Annotated in this window: 21 protein-coding genes; all 21 read left to right on the top strand. The window is 72.4% G+C overall.

Features of this window, described 5'->3' with window-relative positions; all coding sequences use genetic code 11:
- Positions 1-828, top strand: an 828-nt coding sequence (locus EV659_RS14770; protein ID WP_165878925.1) for a hypothetical protein, incomplete at its 5' end; no start/stop codon positions are given.
- Between the two features lie 54 nt (positions 829-882).
- Positions 883-2,931: a phage terminase large subunit family protein gene (locus EV659_RS14235; protein ID WP_132709566.1), complete on the top strand. Its 2,049-nt coding sequence runs from the start codon at positions 883-885 to the stop codon at positions 2,929-2,931.
- 4 nt (positions 2,932-2,935) lie between these two features.
- Positions 2,936-3,154 (top strand): phage head-tail joining protein, encoded by a 219-nt coding sequence (locus tag EV659_RS14230; RefSeq protein WP_132709565.1) that lies wholly within the window; start codon positions 2,936-2,938, stop codon positions 3,152-3,154.
- 2 nt (positions 3,155-3,156) lie between these two features.
- Complete coding sequence (locus EV659_RS14225) at positions 3,157-4,545, top strand: phage portal protein (RefSeq protein WP_165878924.1); 1,389 nt, start codon at positions 3,157-3,159, stop codon at positions 4,543-4,545.
- Positions 4,546-4,548: 3 nt separating this feature from the next.
- Positions 4,549-6,006, top strand: a complete 1,458-nt coding sequence (locus EV659_RS14220; protein WP_132709563.1) for a S49 family peptidase — start codon at positions 4,549-4,551, stop codon at positions 6,004-6,006.
- Between the two features lie 11 nt (positions 6,007-6,017).
- Complete coding sequence (locus tag EV659_RS14215) at positions 6,018-6,389, top strand: head decoration protein (RefSeq protein WP_132709562.1); 372 nt, start codon at positions 6,018-6,020, stop codon at positions 6,387-6,389.
- Positions 6,390-6,462: 73 nt separating this feature from the next.
- Positions 6,463-7,476 carry a major capsid protein gene (locus EV659_RS14210; RefSeq protein WP_132709561.1) on the top strand — a complete coding sequence of 338 codons (1,014 nt, stop codon included), beginning with the start codon at positions 6,463-6,465 and terminating at the stop codon, positions 7,474-7,476.
- Between the two features lie 5 nt (positions 7,477-7,481).
- Positions 7,482-7,856 (top strand): head-tail joining protein, encoded by a 375-nt coding sequence (locus EV659_RS14205; protein WP_132709560.1) that lies wholly within the window; start codon positions 7,482-7,484, stop codon positions 7,854-7,856.
- 11 nt (positions 7,857-7,867) lie between these two features.
- Positions 7,868-8,398 (top strand): hypothetical protein, encoded by a 531-nt coding sequence (locus EV659_RS14200; RefSeq protein WP_132709559.1) that lies wholly within the window; start codon positions 7,868-7,870, stop codon positions 8,396-8,398.
- Positions 8,376-9,053, top strand: coding sequence for a phage baseplate assembly protein V (locus EV659_RS14195; protein ID WP_165878923.1), 678 nt, complete (start codon positions 8,376-8,378; stop codon positions 9,051-9,053). The genes EV659_RS14200 and EV659_RS14195 overlap by 23 nt, the downstream gene beginning before the upstream one ends.
- 28 nt (positions 9,054-9,081) lie before the next feature.
- On the top strand, positions 9,082-9,420 hold the full coding sequence (locus tag EV659_RS14190; RefSeq protein WP_132709557.1) for a GPW/gp25 family protein: 339 nt from the start codon (positions 9,082-9,084) through the stop codon (positions 9,418-9,420).
- Positions 9,417-10,283 carry a baseplate assembly protein gene (locus tag EV659_RS14185; RefSeq protein WP_132709556.1) on the top strand — a complete coding sequence of 289 codons (867 nt, stop codon included), beginning with the start codon at positions 9,417-9,419 and terminating at the stop codon, positions 10,281-10,283. The genes EV659_RS14190 and EV659_RS14185 overlap by 4 nt, the downstream gene beginning before the upstream one ends.
- Complete coding sequence (locus EV659_RS14180; RefSeq protein ID WP_132709555.1) at positions 10,280-10,975, top strand: phage tail protein I; 696 nt, start codon at positions 10,280-10,282, stop codon at positions 10,973-10,975. Before EV659_RS14185 ends, EV659_RS14180 begins: the two co-directional genes overlap by 4 nt.
- Positions 10,968-13,145 (top strand): phage tail-collar fiber domain-containing protein, encoded by a 2,178-nt coding sequence (locus EV659_RS14175; protein ID WP_132709554.1) that lies wholly within the window; start codon positions 10,968-10,970, stop codon positions 13,143-13,145. The genes EV659_RS14180 and EV659_RS14175 overlap by 8 nt, the downstream gene beginning before the upstream one ends.
- Positions 13,146-13,154: 9 nt before the next feature.
- Positions 13,155-13,775, top strand: coding sequence for a DUF4376 domain-containing protein (locus EV659_RS14170; RefSeq protein WP_132709553.1), 621 nt, complete (start codon positions 13,155-13,157; stop codon positions 13,773-13,775).
- A 77-nt stretch (positions 13,776-13,852) separates the two neighbouring features.
- Complete coding sequence (locus EV659_RS14165) at positions 13,853-15,079, top strand: phage tail sheath subtilisin-like domain-containing protein (protein WP_132709552.1); 1,227 nt, start codon at positions 13,853-13,855, stop codon at positions 15,077-15,079.
- Complete coding sequence (locus tag EV659_RS14160) at positions 15,076-15,579, top strand: phage major tail tube protein (protein WP_132709551.1); 504 nt, start codon at positions 15,076-15,078, stop codon at positions 15,577-15,579. The genes EV659_RS14165 and EV659_RS14160 overlap by 4 nt, the downstream gene beginning before the upstream one ends.
- Positions 15,580-15,616: 37 nt before the next feature.
- On the top strand, positions 15,617-15,964 hold the full coding sequence (locus EV659_RS14155; RefSeq protein WP_132709550.1) for a phage tail assembly protein: 348 nt from the start codon (positions 15,617-15,619) through the stop codon (positions 15,962-15,964).
- Entirely contained in the window at positions 15,961-16,086 is a 126-nt protein-coding gene (locus EV659_RS14150; protein ID WP_279388357.1) for a GpE family phage tail protein, read from the top strand. The genes EV659_RS14155 and EV659_RS14150 overlap by 4 nt, the downstream gene beginning before the upstream one ends.
- Positions 16,083-18,782, top strand: a complete 2,700-nt coding sequence (locus EV659_RS14145) for a hypothetical protein (protein WP_132709548.1) — start codon at positions 16,083-16,085, stop codon at positions 18,780-18,782. Before EV659_RS14150 ends, EV659_RS14145 begins: the two co-directional genes overlap by 4 nt.
- An 8-nt stretch (positions 18,783-18,790) precedes the next feature.
- Positions 18,791-19,137, top strand: a 347-nt coding sequence (locus EV659_RS14140; protein ID WP_132709547.1) for a phage tail protein, incomplete at its 3' end; no start/stop codon positions are given.

Genomic DNA, 19,137 nt, shown 5'->3' with positions numbered 1-19,137 from the left:
ACGGGTGCGCGGCATCGCGATGGATCGGTATTTTTCAGGGGCCCAAAACTGGGTAACACGGGTAACAAGGGTAACACCGACCTGGTCAGCCAGGCCGAGTTCGCCCGCCGCCAGGGCGTCAGCCGGAAGACGGTGACGCGCTGGAAGCAATTGGGATTGCTGGTTTTTTCGGGCTCGTCCGTGGACGTGGCGGCGAGCCGGGCACGCCTGGGGGAGGCCGGCTTGTGTTACCCTGGGGAGGGTAACAAACCGGGCCAGGGTAACAGCCAGGGTAACAATTCGGGTAACAAGGGTAACAACCGGGGTAACAGATCGGGGCAGGGGGCCGATGCGCCCGGCGCGGGCGAGGCCGAGCCCGACCAGACCCCCGAGCGCGCGCCAGCGGCGATGGCGCCCGAGACCGGCCCGGCGACCGGTCCTCACCCTGACAGCGAGCCGGTCGCCGCTGATGATGGTGTCGCTGCGGCGTCTGCCGAGCTGGGGCTGACACCGGCGGCGGTGCGCGCGGAGGTGGCCGAGCTGGCCGACCTGCTCGGCGGTTCGGAGCTGTTGACCAAATTCGAGGCCGAGACGGTCAAGGAGAACTATCTGGCCGCCCTGCGTAAGCTGGAGTACGACCGCGCCGCCGAGACGGTGGTCGACGTGTCGGCGGTGGCCGCGGCGGTGGCCAAGGAGTACGCCCAGGTGCGCACGGCCATGCTGGCGATCCCGACGAGCCTGGCGCCGCGCCTGGCGCAGATGACCGACGTGGCCGCCGTCCAGGCGCTGCTGAGCGAGGCGGTCACCGAGGCGCTGGAGCGGCTGGCTTATGACACCAAGACCCCATGATGCGCCGCGCGGGCCTGGCCCTCGGGCGATGAGGCCGGCTTATCGCCTGGCGCCATGACCGCGACACCCGCGGCTCGGGTGACCCAATATCCCGCCGGCCGGGCGCGCCTTGACGAGGCACTGACGCGGGTCCGCCGGGAGAGCCTGAAGCCGCCGCCTAAGCTGTCGCTGAGCCAGTGGGCGCGCCAGCACTTCAAGTTGAGCGCGGAGACCAGCGCCGAGACCGGCCGGTTCCGGCCCTGGGGGTTCCAGATCGGGCTGTTGGATGCGGTCACCGACCCGACGGTCGAGCGCATCACCATCAAGAAGTCGGCGCGGGTCGGCTACACCAAGCTGATCGACGCGGCGGTGGGCTATTTCATCCACCAGGACCCTTCGCCCATGGTGGTGGTCCAGCCGCGGGTCGAAGACGCAGAGGACTATGCCAAGACCGAGATCGCGCCGATGCTGCGCGACTGCCCGGCCTTGGCGCGGATCGTCGGCCCGGTGAAGGGCAAGGACCCCAACTTCACGATCCGCAAGAAGCAGTTTCGCAACGGCGCCACGCTGTCGCTCCTGGGCGCGTCGAGCCCCAATGAGTTCCGGCGTCTGTCGGTGCGGGTGGTCGCCTTCGACGAGGTCGATGCCTATCCCGTCGACCAGGACGAGGGCGACCAGATCCAATTGGGCGAGAAGCGCACCCAGGGGTTCTGGAACCGTAAGATCATCCTGGGCTCGACGCCGACCACCAAGGGGCAAAGCCGCATCGACGCCAGTTGGGCCGACAGCGACCAGCGGGTTTACGAGGTGGCGTGCCCCCATTGCGGCGCCTGGCAGCGCCTGGAATGGGGGGCCGATAAACCCTATGGCCTGCGCTGGGACAAGGCCGAAGACGGCACGCCGCGCCCGGAGACCGCGCACTATGTGTGCCGGGCGGCCGGCTGCGTGATCGAGGAGGCACACAAGGCGGACATGGTGGCCGGCGGGCGCTGGGTGGCGACGCGGCCCAGCCGGGGCCATGCGGGCTTTCACATCTCGGCGCTCTACAGCCTGTTCTATAATGCGCGCTGGGCGGTGCTGGTGCGCGAGTTCCTGGAGGCCCGGGACGACCCGGCGCGCTTGCAGGTGTTCGTCAACACGGTGTTGGGCGAGACCTGGGAGACCCCGGCCGACCAGGAGGTCGACCATTCGGCGCTGGCGGCGCGCCGGCGCGCCGACTATCGCGCCGGCGAGGTGCCCGCCACCGTGGGCCTGCTGACCGCCGGGGTCGACACCCAGGACGACCGCCTGGAGGTGGAGGTGACCGGCTGGGGCTATGACGAGGAGCGCTGGTCGATCTGGCACGAGGTGATCGTCGGCGACACGGCGTCGGGCGAGCCCTGGGAGCGGCTCGACGCGGTGCTGCTGCACCGCTGGAGGCGCCAGGACGGCGCGTCGCTGGTGATCCAGGCGGCTGCGGTGGATACGCAGGGCCACCGCACCCAGCAGGCATACGGTTTCTGCACCGCCCGGGCGCGGCGCAATGTCTGGGGCATTCGCGGCGCCGGCCAGCGCAACGGTCGGCGCGGGCCGGTGTGGCCGCGCAAGCCGTCGACCCGCACCAAGGGCGGCCACCCGGTCTACAACATCGACCCGAACACGGCGAAGGACGAGCTGTTCCCGCGCTTCGGCCTCGAAGCGGGGCCAGGGGCGTGCCACTTCCCCGCCGACTATGACACCGAGTTCTTTCGCCAACTGACCGCCGAGCGCCCGGTGACCGAACGGGTGCGCGGGCAGAGTGTTCGCCGCTGGCGGCCCAGGGGCGGGGTGCGCAACGAGGCCTGGGACTGCTGGGTCTATGCCTATGCCGCCTTGTGCGGGCTGCGCCAGGGCGGCTGGTCGGTCAACCGGGTATGCGCCGAGCAGGGCGCGGTGGCGCCGACGGCCGCAGCGGCTGAGACGGGCCGGGCACCGTCGGTGGCGCCGGTTGCGGCGAGCGCCGGCGCAGGCCCGGTCCAGGCGCCGGCGTCGCCGGTCCCCGTGCCCCACAGCCCGTCGGCGCTGCCAACCCAGGCCGTAGCAAGCCCCCAGGCCGGCGGCCGGCGCACGCGCGGGCCCCGGGTGGTCGGGCGGATGAGGAGATGACGCGATGCGATCGATTGAGACGCTGCGCGCCCGGCTCGACGCGCTTGAGGCCGCCATGGCCGAGGGCGTGAGCGAGGTGCGCTTCGGCGACCGGCGGGTGGTCTACCGCTCCTATGACGATATGCGCCGGGCGGCGGCCGACCTGACCCGCCGGATCGCCGAGGCCGAAGGCCGGGCATGTGGCCCGCGCCGCGTGCTCACCCGCACCCGCAAGGGGCTGTGACCATGCGCTCGGTGCTGATGGCGGCGGGGTATGACGCCGCCGGGCGCGGCCGGCGCGCGGCCGAGTGGGAGCCCGCAGACTTCGGCCCCAATGCGCTGGCCGCCGGCGACCTGGCGCTGGTGCGCCGGCGCAGCCGGGGCGCGCTGCGACGCAACAGCATCGCCGACACGGCCGCCGAGGCGTTCACCGACAATCTGGTGGGGTCCGGCATCCGGCCGCAGTTCAAGGCGCCCGACGAAGGCTTCGCCGCCGCCCTCAGCGACTGGTGGCAAGACTGGGCCGAGTGCGCCGATGCCGACGGCGTGCTCGACTTCTATGCGCTGCAAGCGCTGGTGACCCGTGCCTGGTACGAGGGCGGCGAGTGCTTCGTGCGCCTGCGTCCGCGCCGGCTGTCGGACGGGCTGCCGGCCCCGGTGCAGATCCAGGTGCTGGAATCGGAGATGGTGCCGCTCGACCAGCAGGACGGCGGTGCCGCCGGCCATACGGTGCGCCACGGCATCGAGTTCGACGCGATCGGCCGGCGCGTCGCTTATCACGTCTACCGCCACCACCCCCATGAGATCGATGCGCATGGCGCGGGCGGGGCGGGCGGCGATGGGTGGCGGACGGTGCGGGTGCCGGCTTCGGAGATGCTGCACATCTATCTGCCGCGCCGGCCGGGCGAGGTCCGCGGCGAGCCGCGGCTGACCCGGGCGTTGGTCAAGCTGCGCGACCTCGACGACTATGATGACGCCGAACTGGTGCGCAAGAAGAACGCCGCCATGTTCGTCGGCGTGATCCGCCGGGCGCTCGACGGCGGCGCGGTGCCGGCGGTCGGCGCGCCGATCGACGAGAGCGACGCCGGCGGGCTCGGCGACGAGACCGAGGAACGCGCCATCGAGCCCGGCACCTTCACCGTACTGGAGGACGGCCAGGACATCACCTTCTCCAAGCCCGAGGACGTGGGCGGGCAGTATGAGGTGTTCATGCGCACCCAATTGCGCCTGATCGCCCAGGCCGGCGGCGTGCTCTACGAGCAGCTGACCGGCGACTATGGCCAGATCAACGACCGCACCTATCGCGCCGCGCTCAACGGGCTGATCCGCAAGGTGGAGCGTCTCCAGGCCCATGTCCTGGTGGCGCAGTTCTGCCGGCCGGTGTGGCGGCGGTTGTGGGCGGCGCGGCCGCTCGACCTGGCGGTGCCGGCGGGCCTGAGCGACCGCCAGGCGCGGGCGGTGGCCTGGCGCCCGCATGCGTTTCGCTACCTGCACCCGGTCCAGGAGGTGGACGCGGCGGTCAAGGAGATCGAGGCCGGGCTGGCCAGTCGCGAACAGAAGATCGCCGAACGCGGCGGCGATATCCGCGAGGTGGACGCCGCCCGGCGCGGCGACCGGGCGCGCAACGAGGAGTAGACCATGACCGAGAGCCAAGCGACGCCGGCGGCCCATGGCGGCGGCCGGGCCGGGCGCTATGTGACCAGCCTGGCCGGCGAGGCCTGGGCGGTGCAGTCGGCCGACCATCTGCGCGCCTGGGCACAGGCGCTCGCCCGGCCGGGCGAGCTGGCCGCCTATGCGCCGTCGCCTGAGCGCCCCGATACGGCGTTCGCCGACGCCGAGCGGATGAGCCGCGACCGGGCCGACGAGACGCCGGTGCACCGGGGCGTGGCGGTGGTCGAGCTATTGGGGCCGATCTTTCCACGCGCCAATCTGTTCACCGATGTGTGCGGCGGCGTGTCGTGCCAGGACATGGCCGCCCGGCTCGACGCCCTGGCGCGGCGCGCCGATGTGGGCGCGATCCTGTTGGAGATCGACAGCCCCGGTGGCGCGGTGACCGGCGTCGACGAGCTGGCCCGCACGATCCGGGCGGTTGGTCGCACCAAGCCGGTGGTGGCGCAGGTGACCGGTACGGCGGCCAGCGCCGCCTATTGGCTGGCGGCGGCCGCCGGCGAGATCGCGCTGACGCGCACCGCCGGCGTGGGCTCGATCGGCGTGGTGGCGACGCTGCCCAAGCAACTGGCCCCCGACGGCCGGGGCGAGATGGCCTTCGAGATCGTCTCGTCGGGGGCGCCGGACAAGCGCCCCGACCCCGAGACCGAGGCGGGCAGCAAGACGGTGCGCCAACGCCTTGATGCCATCGAGGCGCTGTTCGTCGAGGCGGTGGCCGAAGGCCGCGGCGTGACTGCCGAGCGGGTGCGCACCGGCTTCGGGCGCGGCGGCATCGTGACCGGCCAGGCGGCGGTCGACGCCGGCATGGCCGACCGGCTGGCCAGCCGCGACGAGACCCTGGCGCGCCTCCAGGCCCGCGTCGACGTCCCGCAACCCCAGGCGACAACCGTAACCGAGGAGACCCCGACCATGTCCGACAGCAGCGATCCCCAGCCCAGCGCCCAGCCCGCAGACCCGTCCACGGCGCACCCCGCGCCGCCGGCGGCGCCCGATCCCGCCCCCACTTCCACGACCGCCGCTGAACCCGCAGCCGACCCGGCGGCGGTGGCGCAACTGTGCGCCGACAAGGGCGTGGCGCATCTGGCCGCCGGGCTGATCCGCGCCGGCGCGCCGCTTTCGGCGGTCGAGGCGCAGGTGGGCGCGTGCGGCGAGATCCACGCCCTGTGCGAGCGGGTGCGGGGGCTCAACCCCGACTTCCCCGCCGCCGAGCAGGCGCGCGCCTATATCGCCGAGGGGCTGAGCCCGGGCGAGGCCTATGCCCGCGCCTTCGACTGGCTGGCCGACCATAGCGCCCCCGACACGCCGGCGCGCCTCGCGCCCGGGGCCGGCGAGGGCCAGGGCGACCTGGCCCAAGCCGCCGAGGCCGACCTGGCACGCCGCGCCCGCGCCTCAGGCGCGGTCACCTTCGCCGAGCTGGAAGCCAACTGAGGAGATACCCGATGACGCCGATGACCCACGAGAGCCACGGCTCGCTGGCCTTCCTGCTGAGCGAGGCGGCCGGCACGCGCAGCCGCAGCACGGGCGTTCTGGACGCGGGCCACCGCCTGGCTGTCGGTACGATCCTGGCCCGGGTCGCCGCCAGCGGCACCTACGCGCCCCTCGACCCGACCGCCGACGACGGCCGCGAGACCGCCGCTGCGGTGCTGTGCGCGGCGGCCGACAGCACCGCCGGCCCCGTCGAGGTCGGTCTGATCGTGCGCGATGGTGAGGTCTATGGCGCGCGCCTCGGCTGGCCCGAGGGGCTGAGTGCGGCCGACCGCGCCGCCATCGCCGACGACCTGGCCCAAGCCGGGCTGATCGTGCGCGCCTGATCCACGCCCATCCGTTGTGTCCCTTCGCCCCCGCGCGCCGCCGGCTCGTGGGGGTTTTTATTGGAGCCCTCCCATGGAGATCATCGACGCCTTCGAAGGCACCTTCACCAACAGCTGGCTGGCCCAGACGGTCGAGCGGGTGCCCTTCCGCCCGCACATGGTCGGCAGCCTGCTCGCCGGCTCGATCCAGCCGGCATGGCCGACCACCAGCGCCATCCAGGTGGAGATCGACCAGGGCCGCATCGGCGTGTTGTCCACCCAGCCGCGCCACGGCGCGCCCCAGGTGATCGCCGACCGGCCGCGCGGCGCGGCGTTCCCGCTCGGCTCGGTGCATATCCCGGCCACCAAGCGCCTCTACGCCGACCAGGTCCAGAACCGCCGCCGCCCCGGCGAGACCCAGTTGCAGACGCTCGCGCGGGTGGTCAACGACACCCTGGCGGCGTTCAACGACGACTATGACCTGACCTTCGAGATGCACCGCATCGGCATGCTCAAGGGCCGGGTGCTCGACACCGACGGCTCGACCCTCTTCGACTTCTTCGACCGGCTCGACGTCACCCAGCAAAGCGTCGACTTCAAGCTGTCGGCCGGCGCCACCAAGCTCAACGCCCTGACCCGCAAGGTGAAGGACAAGATCGACGATGCCTTGGGCGGCTTGCCCTATGACCGCATCGGCGTGATCGCCGGGCGCGACTGGTACGACGCCTTCGTCGAGCATGACAGCGTCGCCGACACCTTCAAGAACCACGCCGCCGCCCGGGTGCTGCGCGAGGACCCGTCGAGCGCGCCGTTCGCCTTCGGCAGCTTCGACGACATCCGCCGCTATCGCGACACCGCCGCGGCCGGGCTGCCCGACCGGATCGCCCCGGACGAAGCCTATGCGGTGCCCCTGGGCGTGGCCGGCATGTTCCGGGTCTACTGGACGCCGGCGGGCACCTTCGACAGCGTCAATGCGCCGGGCCGGCGGTTGTCGATCACCCGCGGGCTCGACCGCGACCACGGCCGCTGGGTCGACATGGTGGCGGAATCGAACCCGATCTGGCTCAACACTCACCCCCAGGCGGTGATCAAGCTGACCAAGAGCTGATCGCCATGACCGGCCTGACCAGCCGCTTCGCCCGGCTGAGTGCCACGGCGGCCCGCGCGGTCGACCGCGCCATGGCCGAACCGGCCCGCTACTGCGTCGGCGGGGCCGGGCCCGTGGCGCTCCAGGGCGTGTTCCACGAGGCCTATGCCGAGATCGACGTGGCCGAGCGCGCCGCGGTCGCGGCGACCCGGCCGGTGCTGTTCGTCCACGGCCCGCTGCCCGAGGGCGCGGCCCCCGGCGACCGGGTCGAGGTGGCCGGGCGGGCCTGGCGCGTGGCGTGCCTCCGGCCCGACGGCCATGGCGGCCAGCGCCTCGACCTGCACCGGCTCGACGCCCCCGCCCAAGGCCCGCCCGCCGATCCCGGCGCCTGGCCCGTTTGAGGGATGCCTTGATGACCACCGCCTATCATGTGCGCCACGCGGTCTGCGCCCGGCTGCGCGACGCCGACCCGGACCGCTATCCGACCCTGCCGCGCGCGCGGGTTTATCCCAACCGGGTGCGCCCGCTCGCCGTCGAGGCCCTGCCGGCCGTCGGCGTCTACACCCTCGGCGAGACCCCGCAAGGCGAGGGCGACGGCGGCCTGTTCGCCGACCATTGGCGGGTCCGCCTGGCGCTGTCGGTGGAAGTGTTCGGCGCCGGTGCCGAGGCCGACGACGCGCTCGACTATCTGGTCGCCCAGGTGCTGGCGCTGTTCCGTGCCGACCCCAGCCTGGGTGGACTGGTGGAGGACATGACCTGGATCGAGACCGAGGTGGGCCTCGACGGCGACGCCGACCGGCCGGTGCTTGCCACCGGGCTCACCTTCGAGGTGCGCTATGTCCAGGCGCGCGACGCCGCCCCGGCCTTGCTGTCGGATCTGCGGGTCAATGTGGGCGCCCCCTTTGGCCCGGATGCGATCGATGACTATCGACAGCTGGGCTGACGCCTGGGGCGGCGTGCACCGCCGGCTGGGCGCGCTCGAACGGGCCCTGGCCAATCTGGCGCGCCCGGGCGTGGTGACGGCGGTACGCTCGGACCCGCCACGGGTGCGCGTGGCGTTCGGCGCGGGTGGGCTGGAGAGCGACTGGCTGCCCTGGATGGCGGCGCGCGCCGGCGACGACGCCACTTGGCACCCGCCGAGCGTCGACGAACAGGTGCTGGTGCTCAACCCCGGCGGCGACCCGCGCCAGGGCGTCGTCCTGGGCGCGCTCTACGGCGCCGACAGCGCGCCGGCGGCCGAACCGCAGGTGGCGGCCATGCGCTTCGCCGATGGCACCGACCTGCGTTACGACGCCGAGGCGCACCATCTCAGCGTCAGCCAGCCGGGCGAGGGCGCGCGCCTGACCGTGACCTGCGCGGGGCCGGTGACGGTGGCTGCGCCGGCGGTCGATCTGGGCCGCGACGATGCGCTCGAACCCGTGGTGCTCGGCGAGCGGCTCGGCCGCTGGGTGGTCGACCGGCTCAAGCCCTGGCTCGACGGCCACACCCATGTCTCGGCCAAGGCCGGCCAACCCACCTCGGCGGCGCGCGGCAGCTTCGACGCCGGCGAGGCGGCGCCCGGCGGTGCCGTCTACAGCGCCCGCAACCGCACCCAATGACCCAGCCCCAAGGATCGGAGGCCGCCCCATGACCGGCATGGACCGCGAGACCGGCCGCGCGCTCGGCGGTGTCGCCCATGTGCGCCAGTCGATCGTCGACATCCTGACCACGCGCCCGGGCGAGCGGGTGATGCGCGGCGACTATGGTTCGGGTCTGCCCGCCCTGGTCGACCGCCCCGACGATCCCGGCCTGCGCGCCGAGATCGTGGCCGAGACCGCGCACGCCTTGCGCACCCTGGAAGACCGGGTGGCGCTGCGCCGGGTGCGGGTGGCACGGGTCGCGCCGGGCCGCATCGAGATCGGCCTGGACCTCACCTATCTGCCCGACGGTCGCGCCCTCAGCCTCGACGGGATCGTGATCCGATGACCGCCATCGACCTGGCCCGCCTGCCGCCGCCCGACGTGGTCGAGCCGCTCGACTTCGACACCATCTTCGCCGATCTGGTCGCGGCCGTGCGCCGGGAGATGCCCGACCTCGACCTGCGCGACAGCGACCCCGCGGCCAAGATCCTGCAGGCCGCGGCCTATCGCGAACTGGCCCTGCGTGCCCGGGTCAACGCGGCGGCGCGTCAGTCCATGGTCGCCTTCGCCACCGGCGCCAATCTCGACCATCTGGCCGCCCTCTTCGGCGTGGTGCGCAAGACCCTGGTGCTCGGCGACCCCGACGCCCGGCCGCCGCGCCCGCCGGTGATCGAGGACGACGAGGCGCTGCGTGGCCGGGTGGTCCTGGCGCTCGAAGGGATGACCACGGCCGGCCCGCGCGCGGCCTATGTCTCCCACGCGCTCGCCGTCGACGGCGTCGCCTCGGCGGCGGTGGCGAGCCCGGCGCCGGGCGAGGTGGTGGTGCATGTGCTGCCGGGCGAGGGCGTGGCGGTCGAGCCGTTGCTCGACGCCGTGGCGCGCGCGGTCAACGCGGACCATGTGCGCCCGCTCACCGACCAGGTCCGGGTCGCCGCCGCCCGGCGCGTGGGCTACCAGGTCGAGGCCCGGCTGACCCTGCTCGCCGGGCCCGACCCGGCGGTGGTGTCGGCGGCAGCGCGTGCGGCGGTCGCGGCTTATGCCGCCTCGCGCGCGGACCTGGGCCGGGTGGTGGCGCGCTCGGGCCTGATCGGCGCGCTGCATTGCGACGGTGTCGAGAGCGTCGACCTGATCGCGCCGGCCGCCGACCTCCACCCCGCCACCGACGAGGCGCCGGTGCTCGACGGTCTGCGCGTCGAGGTGGGGCGATGACCGAGCTCCTGCCGGCGGCGTCGACCGACCTGGAACGCGCCGCCGACCGGGCGCTCGCCCGGCTCGACCGGGTGCCGGTGCCGATCGGCGACCTGTGGCGGCCCGAGACCTGCCCGGCCGAAGCGCTGCCGTTCCTGGCCTGGGCGCTGTCGGTGGACGAGCTTTGGGACTATGCCGCCGGCGAGGCCGAGCGCCGCGCGCTCACCGCCGCCAGCGTCGACCTGCACGCACGCAAGGGCACGCCGGCGGCCGTGCGCCAGGCGGTCGAGACGGTGTTCGGTGCCGGCGAGGTGCTGGAGCCCTGGGACACGGGCGGCCCCGCCCACACTTTCAAGGTGCGCGTCTCGGCGCGCCTCGACGGCGCGGAGACGCTGCGTCGCCTGCTGGGCCTGGTGGATGCCATGAAGCCCGCCCGCTCCCACCTGGTGGCGGTACAGATCGACCGCCGGGCCACCGCGCGGCGCTGGCTGGGCCTCGCCGCCCACACCGGCACCCGGCTCGCGATCCGACCGCGCCTTGACCCTGCGCCGCGCCCGGCGCGCCTGGGCGTCGCGGCCCTGGCCCGCACCGGCACCCGCCTGACCCTGCGCCCGGCCACCCTGGCGCCCGCCGTCGCTCCGGCCGCCCTGCACGCCGGCGGCCGGGTCCGCACCGCCCATCGCCTCACCATCGGGAGACCCGCAAATGGCTGACTTCCCCGGCCTGATCTTGACCCGTGCCGGCCGACAGATCCTCACCCGCGCGCTGATCGGCCAGCCGCTCACCTTCACCCGGGCGGCCGTTGGCACCGGCCAGGTACCGGCCGACGCCGAGGGCTTGACCGCCTTGGTCGACGAGCGCCGCAGCCTGGCGATCGCCAAGATGGACACGCCCGGCGACGGCACCGCCTCGGTCGAGGTGATCCTCACCAATGCCGGCGTCGAGCAGGGCTTCTTCGTGCGCGAGATCGGCCTCTTTGCCCGCGACCCCGCGACCGACGAGGACCGCCTTTACGCTTATGCCAATGCCGGCGACCGCTCGGATTTCCTGCCGGCCGCCAGCGGTGCCACCATGGTCGAGCAGATCATCCGCCTGATCACGGTGATCGACCAGGCCGAGACGGTCACCGCCGAGATCAGCGACAGCCTGGTGCTCGCCACCCAGGCCGACCTCGATGCCCTGCGCGACCAGACTGCCGAGACGCTGGACACCTTGCGCCAGGCCGCCCTCGGCCGGGTCAGCCTCGACGGCCCGGGCACGGTGATGCCGGGGGCCCGTCACCGCTACACGATCACCGACTATCACAGCCTGGCGGTCTATGAGGCGTCGGCCAGCCTGGGCACGCTGACCCGCGACGGCGCCACGCTCACCCTGGATGTGCCGGCCGACGCCGCACCCGGAGCGCTCGACCTCACCGTCACCCGCGACGGCGCTGCCCAGACCGTCACGCTCGCGGTGGGCGAGACCTCCATCGCCCAGCCGACCATGGCCACCCCGGCCGAGGGCGCCAGCGATGTGGGCGCCGCACCGCTGCTGGCCACCACGCCGTTCGGGGCGTATCCGGCCAATGCGGACACCCACGCCAGCACAGACTGGCAGGTTGCCACCGATCCGGGCTTTGCCGATCTCGTCTGGGAGAGCCTGGCCGACACCGAGGCGCTGACCAGCGTGTCGGTGCCGGCCGGGGCTTTGGACACGGCCACCACCTACCATGTGCGCGCCCGTCATCACGGCGCTGCGCTCGGCGCCTCGCCCTGGTCGCCGACGATTACGTTCGGGACTGCTGACAGTTTCGTACCAAAACGGGAAGTGGCGAAGCTGACCGGGAGTAATGTGTACATGGACGGGCGTTTCGGCACCAGCGTTGCCATCAATAGGACCGGCACCGTGCTGGTGATGGGCGCCCCGTATACCAATAGCCCCCGGACCGATGCCGGGTCCTATTACATCTTCGAGCGCGGTTCCGATGGTGCCTGGGCCGAGGTCCTGACGAATTCTCCCGGCGGGACGACATCATACATTTATCTCGGAAGGACTGTCGCAATTTCCGGTGCCGGCGATTTGGTCTTGGCTGGCGCACCGCGTACAGGTGACCGTTTCGGCAACAGCAACATTGGCAATGTGTATGTAAGTCAACGGAGGGGCGATGGCAGCTGGTGGCAGTATTTAGTGACGCCAGGGATCGAAATTAAACAATTCTTCTTCGGAAGCTCGCTGGCCGTTAGCGGGGACGGCACGCTGGTCGCCGTCGGCGCGCCGGGTGCCCGTGATCAAGGGCGCGTGTATTTGTATACGACCCCACCCGACGCTAAGTTGGAAGAAATGGATATCCTGCATGCACCAGGTGTGCCGGTCGACGGTCATTTCGGGCAATCGTTGGCGATCGACCAGGATGCCGAGACACTACTGGTGGGCGCACCGGGAGAAGAAAATGGCGGTGCAGTGCATGTCTTCGAGCGTCGGGCCGCTTGGACCCCGACCGCCACGTTGGTGCTGCAAGACGGCGCCTCCTCTTTTGGCGCTCAGGTGGCTGTCGACGGTAGCGGCACCTATGCAGTGATCTCCTCGGCGTCAGCCACCTACGTCTTTGAGCGCTCGTCGCCCAATCAATCTGATTGGGTACAAGTAACCAAGGTCACCGACCCGGACGGCAACGATGTCCGCGGGGTGCTGTCCCTCAGTGCCGACGCTCAGGTGGCCGTGATTGCCAACAGCATTTTCGAACGCACAGGATCGTCGTCATGGCGCAAGGTGGCAGATTTGGCGCTCGGCGGCGAAATCAGTGAGTTTGGTGACTCCGCCCTTAGCGCTGACGGCAAAACCGTCGCGGTGTCAAATGTCCGTTACGACGGCTTCACTGGTGCCGTCCATATCTTCGAATAGGAGCCATCCATGCAGACCATCTATGCCCGTATCGACGAGGCGGGGGCAGTGGTGCAATGGCCGCTGCTGCCGGTGCACATCGCCAACCTCGCCCTGCCGGACCACCTGGTCGAGCCGGTCGCCCCGCAGCCGAAGCCCGCGCACGACCGCCGCACCCAAGGCGTGGCCGAGCGCCCGCCCGTGCGTGACGCCGCCAGCGGCCGGCTCGTCCAACGGTGGCAGGTCTACGCGCGGCCGACGGAGACGATCCGCGCCGAGATGCAGGCCGACCTGGCCACCTTGCGCTGGCGGCGGGAGACCGGCGGCACCGTGCTCGCCGACGGCACGACCGTGCCCACGGGCCGCGAAGACCAGTCCATGGTCCACGGCGCCTATCAGGCGCTCCAGGCCGGGCTGATCGACGCCACGGATTTCAAGACGCCCTCGGGCTGGGTGCGCGAGGCCACGCTGGCGCAGATCGCGCCCATCGCCCAGGCGGTGGCGGCGCATGTGGACAGGTGTTTTCGCGCCGAGCGCCAGGTGGCCGAGCAGATCGACGCGGCCGAGGACGCCGAGGCACTGGCCGCCATCGACTTGGCCGACGCCTTCGACGCCGCCTATGCCGCCCTGGCGAACAGCGAGCCTGTCTGAGCCCGACCGTTCCTCTGGTTTCCCGACCGCCCGGCTTGTGCCGGGTTTTTTTGTGCCTGCTGACAAGGAGAGCCCTCATGGCAGAGCCGTTCCACGGCGTGTTCGTCCAAGCGCGCGAAGAGCCGGTGCGCCCGCTCACCATGGCGTCGTCGAGCGTCATCGGCCTGATCGGCACCGCGCCCGACGCCGACGACAGCGCCTTTCCCCTCGACACCCCGGTGCTGGTCACCGGCAACCGCACCGCCGCCGCCCGGCTCGATACCGCCGGCGACGGCGCCGGCACCTTGCCCGCCGCCATCGACGGCATCTTCGACCAGATCGGCGCCGCCGTCGTGGTCGTGCGCGTCGCTGAAGGCGCCGACGGACCCGACGGCGCCGAGACCCGGGCCAATGTGATCGGCGGGCTCGACGACGCCGACGGCTATCGCGGCGCCCACGCCTTCCTCGCCGCCGAAGCGCGCCTCGGCGTCAAGCCGCGGGTGCTGTGCGCACCGGGCTTCACCCACCAGCGCGGCGCGCCGGGCGAGGGAAGCGACCCCGAGGGCCCGGGCAGTCCGGGCACCGCCAACCCGGTGGTCGCCGAACTGGCTGGCTTGGCCGCCCGGTTGCGCGCCGTGGTGGTCGCCGATGCGCCCTCGACCACCGACGCCGAGGCGCTGGCCTATGCCGGCGATTGGGGCGATGAGCGGGTGTTCGCGGTCGAGCCGCAGGTGCTGGTCAGCCGCGACGGCGAGGTGGTGGCCGAGCCCGCCTCGGCGCGGGTCGCCGGGCTGATCGCGCGCGTCGACCAGCAACTCGGCTGGTGGCACAGCCCGTCGAACAAGACGCTCGCCGGCGTCGTCGGCACCGCGCGCGCCATCGACCTGGCGCCGGGCGACCCCAATGCCCGCGCCCTGCACCTCAACCGCGCCGGGCTCGCGGCGATCGTCCGGCGCGACGGCTTCCGCTTGTGGGGCAACCGCACCTTGTCGGGCGACCAGCCCGGCGCCTTCCTGTCGGTGGTGCGCAGCCGCGACGCCATCGAGGAGACCCTGGCGACCGGTTTTCTGGACCAACTCGACCGGCCGCTCACCCAAGGGCTGATCGACGAGCTGGTCGAGAGCGTCGCCGCGTTCCTGCGCGGGCTGGAGGCCCAAGGCGCCATCCGCGGCTTTGCGGTGTTCGCCAACCCCGAGCTCAACACCCCGCAGAGCCTGAGTACCGGCCGGCTCTATCTCGACGTCAGCTTCGACGCGGTGGAGCCCGCCGAGACCATCACCTTCCGCACCGCACTGACCAACCGCTTCACGGAGATCGAGGCATGACCACCCAACCGCTGTTGCTCAAGTCGGGCACCGTGTTCATCGACACCATCGACTATTCGGGCCGGATGACTAACCAGACCCTGCCAGTGCCGACGCTGGTCACCGAGAGCTTTCGCGGCGGCGGCATGGACGGCTCGGTCGAAGTGGACATGGGCCTCGAACCGCTCGAAGCCACTATCGAACTCGGCGGCATCGAGAAGGCGGTGCTCAAGCTGTTCGGCCAGCCCGACGTGGGGGTGACCATGCGCGGCTCGTTCTCGCGCCAGGGCGGCGAACAAGCGACCCCGGGCCGGGCCAATCTGCGCGGCCTGATCAAGAGCCCGGACCTGGGCGCCTGGAAGCCCGGCGAACAGACCCAGACCACGCTGACCCTGGCGGTCCACTACTACAAGCTCACCCTCGCCGGCGAGACGATCTGGGAGATCGACGTGCCCGGCGGCAAGCGCATCGTCGGCGGCCAGGACCAACTGGCCGCCCATCGCCAGGCGCTCGGTATCTGATCCGCACCCTCGCTATCCCTGATCCCGGAGACACCCGATGACCGATCCCAAGACCGAGACGCCCTCCAAGACCGCCGAGGCTGGCAAGACCGCTCCGACCGCCGACCCCGATCTGGTGGTGACGTTGAGCGAGGCGATCACCGACGATGCCGGCGAGACCCTGACCCGGCTGACCCTGCGGTGTCCGCGCGCCGGCGACGCCCTGGCCGCGTCGCGCCGCGTCAACATGGCCGAGGACCCGCTCGGCTGGCAGGCGGAGATCGCGCGCCGCTGTGCCCGGCTGACCGAGGACGAACTGGCGCGCCTGGCGCTGCGCGACCTGATGGCGCTGGTGGGCCGGATCGGCCCTTTTGTGGACGCATCCCTGCCAACCTCCGCGCCGTGATCGCCGACCTGTCGATGACCTTCCACACCGGCCTCGACGCGCTGGCGACCATGGAGCTGGACGAGGTGCTCGCCTGGCATGACCTGGCGCTGGCCCACGCGGCGGCAAGGAGACCCGCATGACCCGCAAAGTCGCGGAAGCGGCGGTCAACATCGCCGCCATCGACCGGGTGACCCGGCCGGTGCGGCGCATGAACGAGGCGATCTCCTCGATGGTACGGCCGGTTCGCCGGGTGCGTCGCTCGGTCGACAGCCTGTCCGAGGCCACCGGCCTGCGCAGCCTGCAACGCCAGACCGCGGCCCTCAGCCGCTCGCTGCGCGGCCTGTCGGGCGGCGTGGCGGCGAGCATGGGCCGGCTGTCGGGCCTGGGCGCCATGGTCGGGCTCGGCGGTGGCGGGCTGGTCGCCGGCCTCGGCGTCCTGACCACCCGCACGGCCGAACTCGGCGACCAGGTGGGCAAGACCGCCTTGCGCCTGGGCATAGGCGCCGAGGCGTTGCAGGAACTGCGCTATGCCGCCGAGCGCTCGGGTGTCGCCCAACGCACCTTCGACCTGGCCACTCAACGCATGGTCCGCCGGGTGGCCGAGGCGGCCCAGGGCACCGGCGAGGCCCGAGACGCCATCGCCGCGCTGGGCCTCGACGCCCGGGCGCTCGGCGCCCTGACCCCCGACCGGCAGATGGCCGCGCTCGCCGACGCGCTCCAGGGCGTGGCCAGCCAGAGCGAGCGGGTGCGCTTGGCCTTCAAGCTGTTCGACAGCGAAGGCGTGTCGATGGTCCAGATGCTCGCCGGCGGCTCGGCGGGCCTGTCGGACCTGCGCCGCCAGGCCCGCGATCTGGGGCTGGTGATGAGTGCTGACCTGGTGCGCGCGTCTGAAGCCTTCGCCGACAGTCAGACCAATCTGGGCTCGGCGCTCCAGGGCGTGCGCAACATCGTGGGTGCCGAGCTGTTGCCGGTGGTCGGCCGGACCATGGACGCCATGACCCGCTGGGTCGTCGCCAACCGCGCCCTGGTCAAGACCGGGGTGGCTGAGTGGGCGGCGCGCCTGCGCGCCGGCCTCGCTCGGTTGGGCCAGGCGTGGCGCGACCTGCAGAACCCGCAATCGGAGCTGCGCGCCAGCTTGCGCGGCGTCTCGCAGACGCTGTCGGGCTTGTGGGCGGGGTTCCGGGATCTGTCCGATCTGGTCGGCGGGCCGGTGCAGGGGGCGTTGGTGCTGGTGGGCGGTTATGTGGCCGGGCCGATGGTCGCCGCCCTGGCCACCACGGTGACCGCCACGCTGGGGCTCGTCGGCGCTCTGGTCCGGGTGACGGCGTCGATGACCGCTTTGGCGGCGGCTGGTCTGCGCCGCCTGGTGCCGAGCCTGGCGACCACGCGCGCTGCGCTGCTGGGCGCGCGGATGCAGGCGGTGTTGATGACCGGTGCGCTCAAGGCCAACGCCGTTGCCGCGCTGGTCACGAGCCGAGCCCTGGCCGGCCGGGCGGTGGCGGGCGTGGCGGCGTTCTCGCGCGCGGTGTTGGTGCGGGCCGTGCCGGCCCTGGCGACGCTTGCCGGCTCGCTCAAGGCGGTGACGGTGGCGATGATGACCAACCCCATCGGCCTGGCGGTCGCGGGGATTGCCGGTGGCGCGGCATTGCTGATCCGGTATTGGACGCCGATCAAGAGCTTCTTCGTCGGCCTCTGGAGAGGGGTTGGCGACGGCGCGGCCGCTCTGTGGGGGCGCTTCAAGCGGCTCCTGTCCTGGCAGCCTTTGGGCTTGGTGGTGCGCGCCTGGCAGCCCCTGGCGGGCTTCTATAGCGGGCTCGCCCGGCGGCTGTGGTCGGTGGTCTCGGGGCTCGGCGCGCGGTTGGCGCAGGCGGTGACGCCCGATCTGTCGGGTGTCGGCGGGGCGATCCTCGACGGTCTGCGCCGGGGCGTGGCCGCGGCCAGGGCCGGGATCGAACGGGTCATGGGCGGGCTGGCGCAAATGGTCCGCGCCTTTCGGCCGATCAAGAGCTTCTTCGTCGGCCTCTGGAAAGGGGTTGGCGACGGTGCGGCCGCTCTGTGGGGGCGCTTCAAGCGGCTCCTGTCCTGGCAGCCTTTAGGCTTGGTGGTGCGCGCCTGGCAGCCCCTGGCGGGCTTCTATACCGGGCTCGCCCGGCGGCTGTGGTCGGCGGTCTCGGGGCTCGGCGCGCGGTTGGCGCGGGCGGTGACGCCCGATCTGTCGGGTGTCGGCGGGGCGATCCTCGACGGTCTGCGCCGGGGCGTGGCCGCGGCCAGAGCCGGGATCGAACGGGTCATGGGCGGGCTGGCGCAAATGGTCCGCGACTTCTTGCCGTTCAGTCCGGCGCGCACCGGCCCGCTGGCCGACCTGGACCGGGTCAAGATCGGCGAGACGGTCGCCGCAGCGGTCAATCCGGTGCCGCTCAAGCGGGCGATGGCCGGCGCCATGATGAGCGCGGTGGCGTCGGGCACCGCGGTCGCCGAGCGCGCGACCATCCCCGTGCCCCGCCTGGCCGCAGTGCCGGAGATGGCCATCCCGGTGCGGGCCGAGGCGCGCCCGGTGGCGGTGGCGTCGGTTACGCCGCCGGTTGTGCCATCTTTCACACAGCCGGTGCCGCGGCCGACCCTGGCCGATATGGACGCGCGGGGGCAGGGGGGTGCGGCGCCGCCGCCGCCCGCCGCCGCCTCGGGGGCGGTGCAGGTGACGATCCGCCAGGACATCCGCATCGACGCCGGTGCCGGGCAGGGCGACGACGCGGCCTTGCGCGCGCGCATCCGTGAGGAGTTCGAGGCCATCAACCAAGAACTGGCGAGCACCCTGCGCGCCCGGCTGTTCGATTGAGGTCGGCGATGCTGTTGTCTCTGGGCGGGGTGCGGTTCGAGGTCGGCGCGGCCAGCTACGACCAACTGCGCCGCGCCGATCGCTGGCGTTGGTCGGCGCACGCCCGCATCGGCCGCGCCGAGGCGATCCAGTTCACCGGCCGCGAGGCGGCCACCATCGACCTCGATGGCACGCTCTATCCGGGCCAGATGGGCAATCCAGGCCAGATAGGTGGCGACGCCCGTGCGCTCGACCGGCTGCGCGCCCTCGCCGACGCGGGGCGGCCGCTCGACCTGGTCGCCGGGACCGGCGCGGTGCTGGGCTTATGGGTGATCGTATCGATCGAGGACGCCCAGGGCCCGTTCTTCGCCGACGG

This window comes from Rhodothalassium salexigens DSM 2132, assembly GCF_004341375.1.
GTDB classification, from domain to species: Bacteria; Pseudomonadota; Alphaproteobacteria; order Sphingomonadales; family Rhodothalassiaceae; genus Rhodothalassium; species Rhodothalassium salexigens.
The sequence above is the reverse complement of the archived record's forward strand: the minus strand, read 5'-3'. Positions and strand labels throughout refer to the sequence as shown.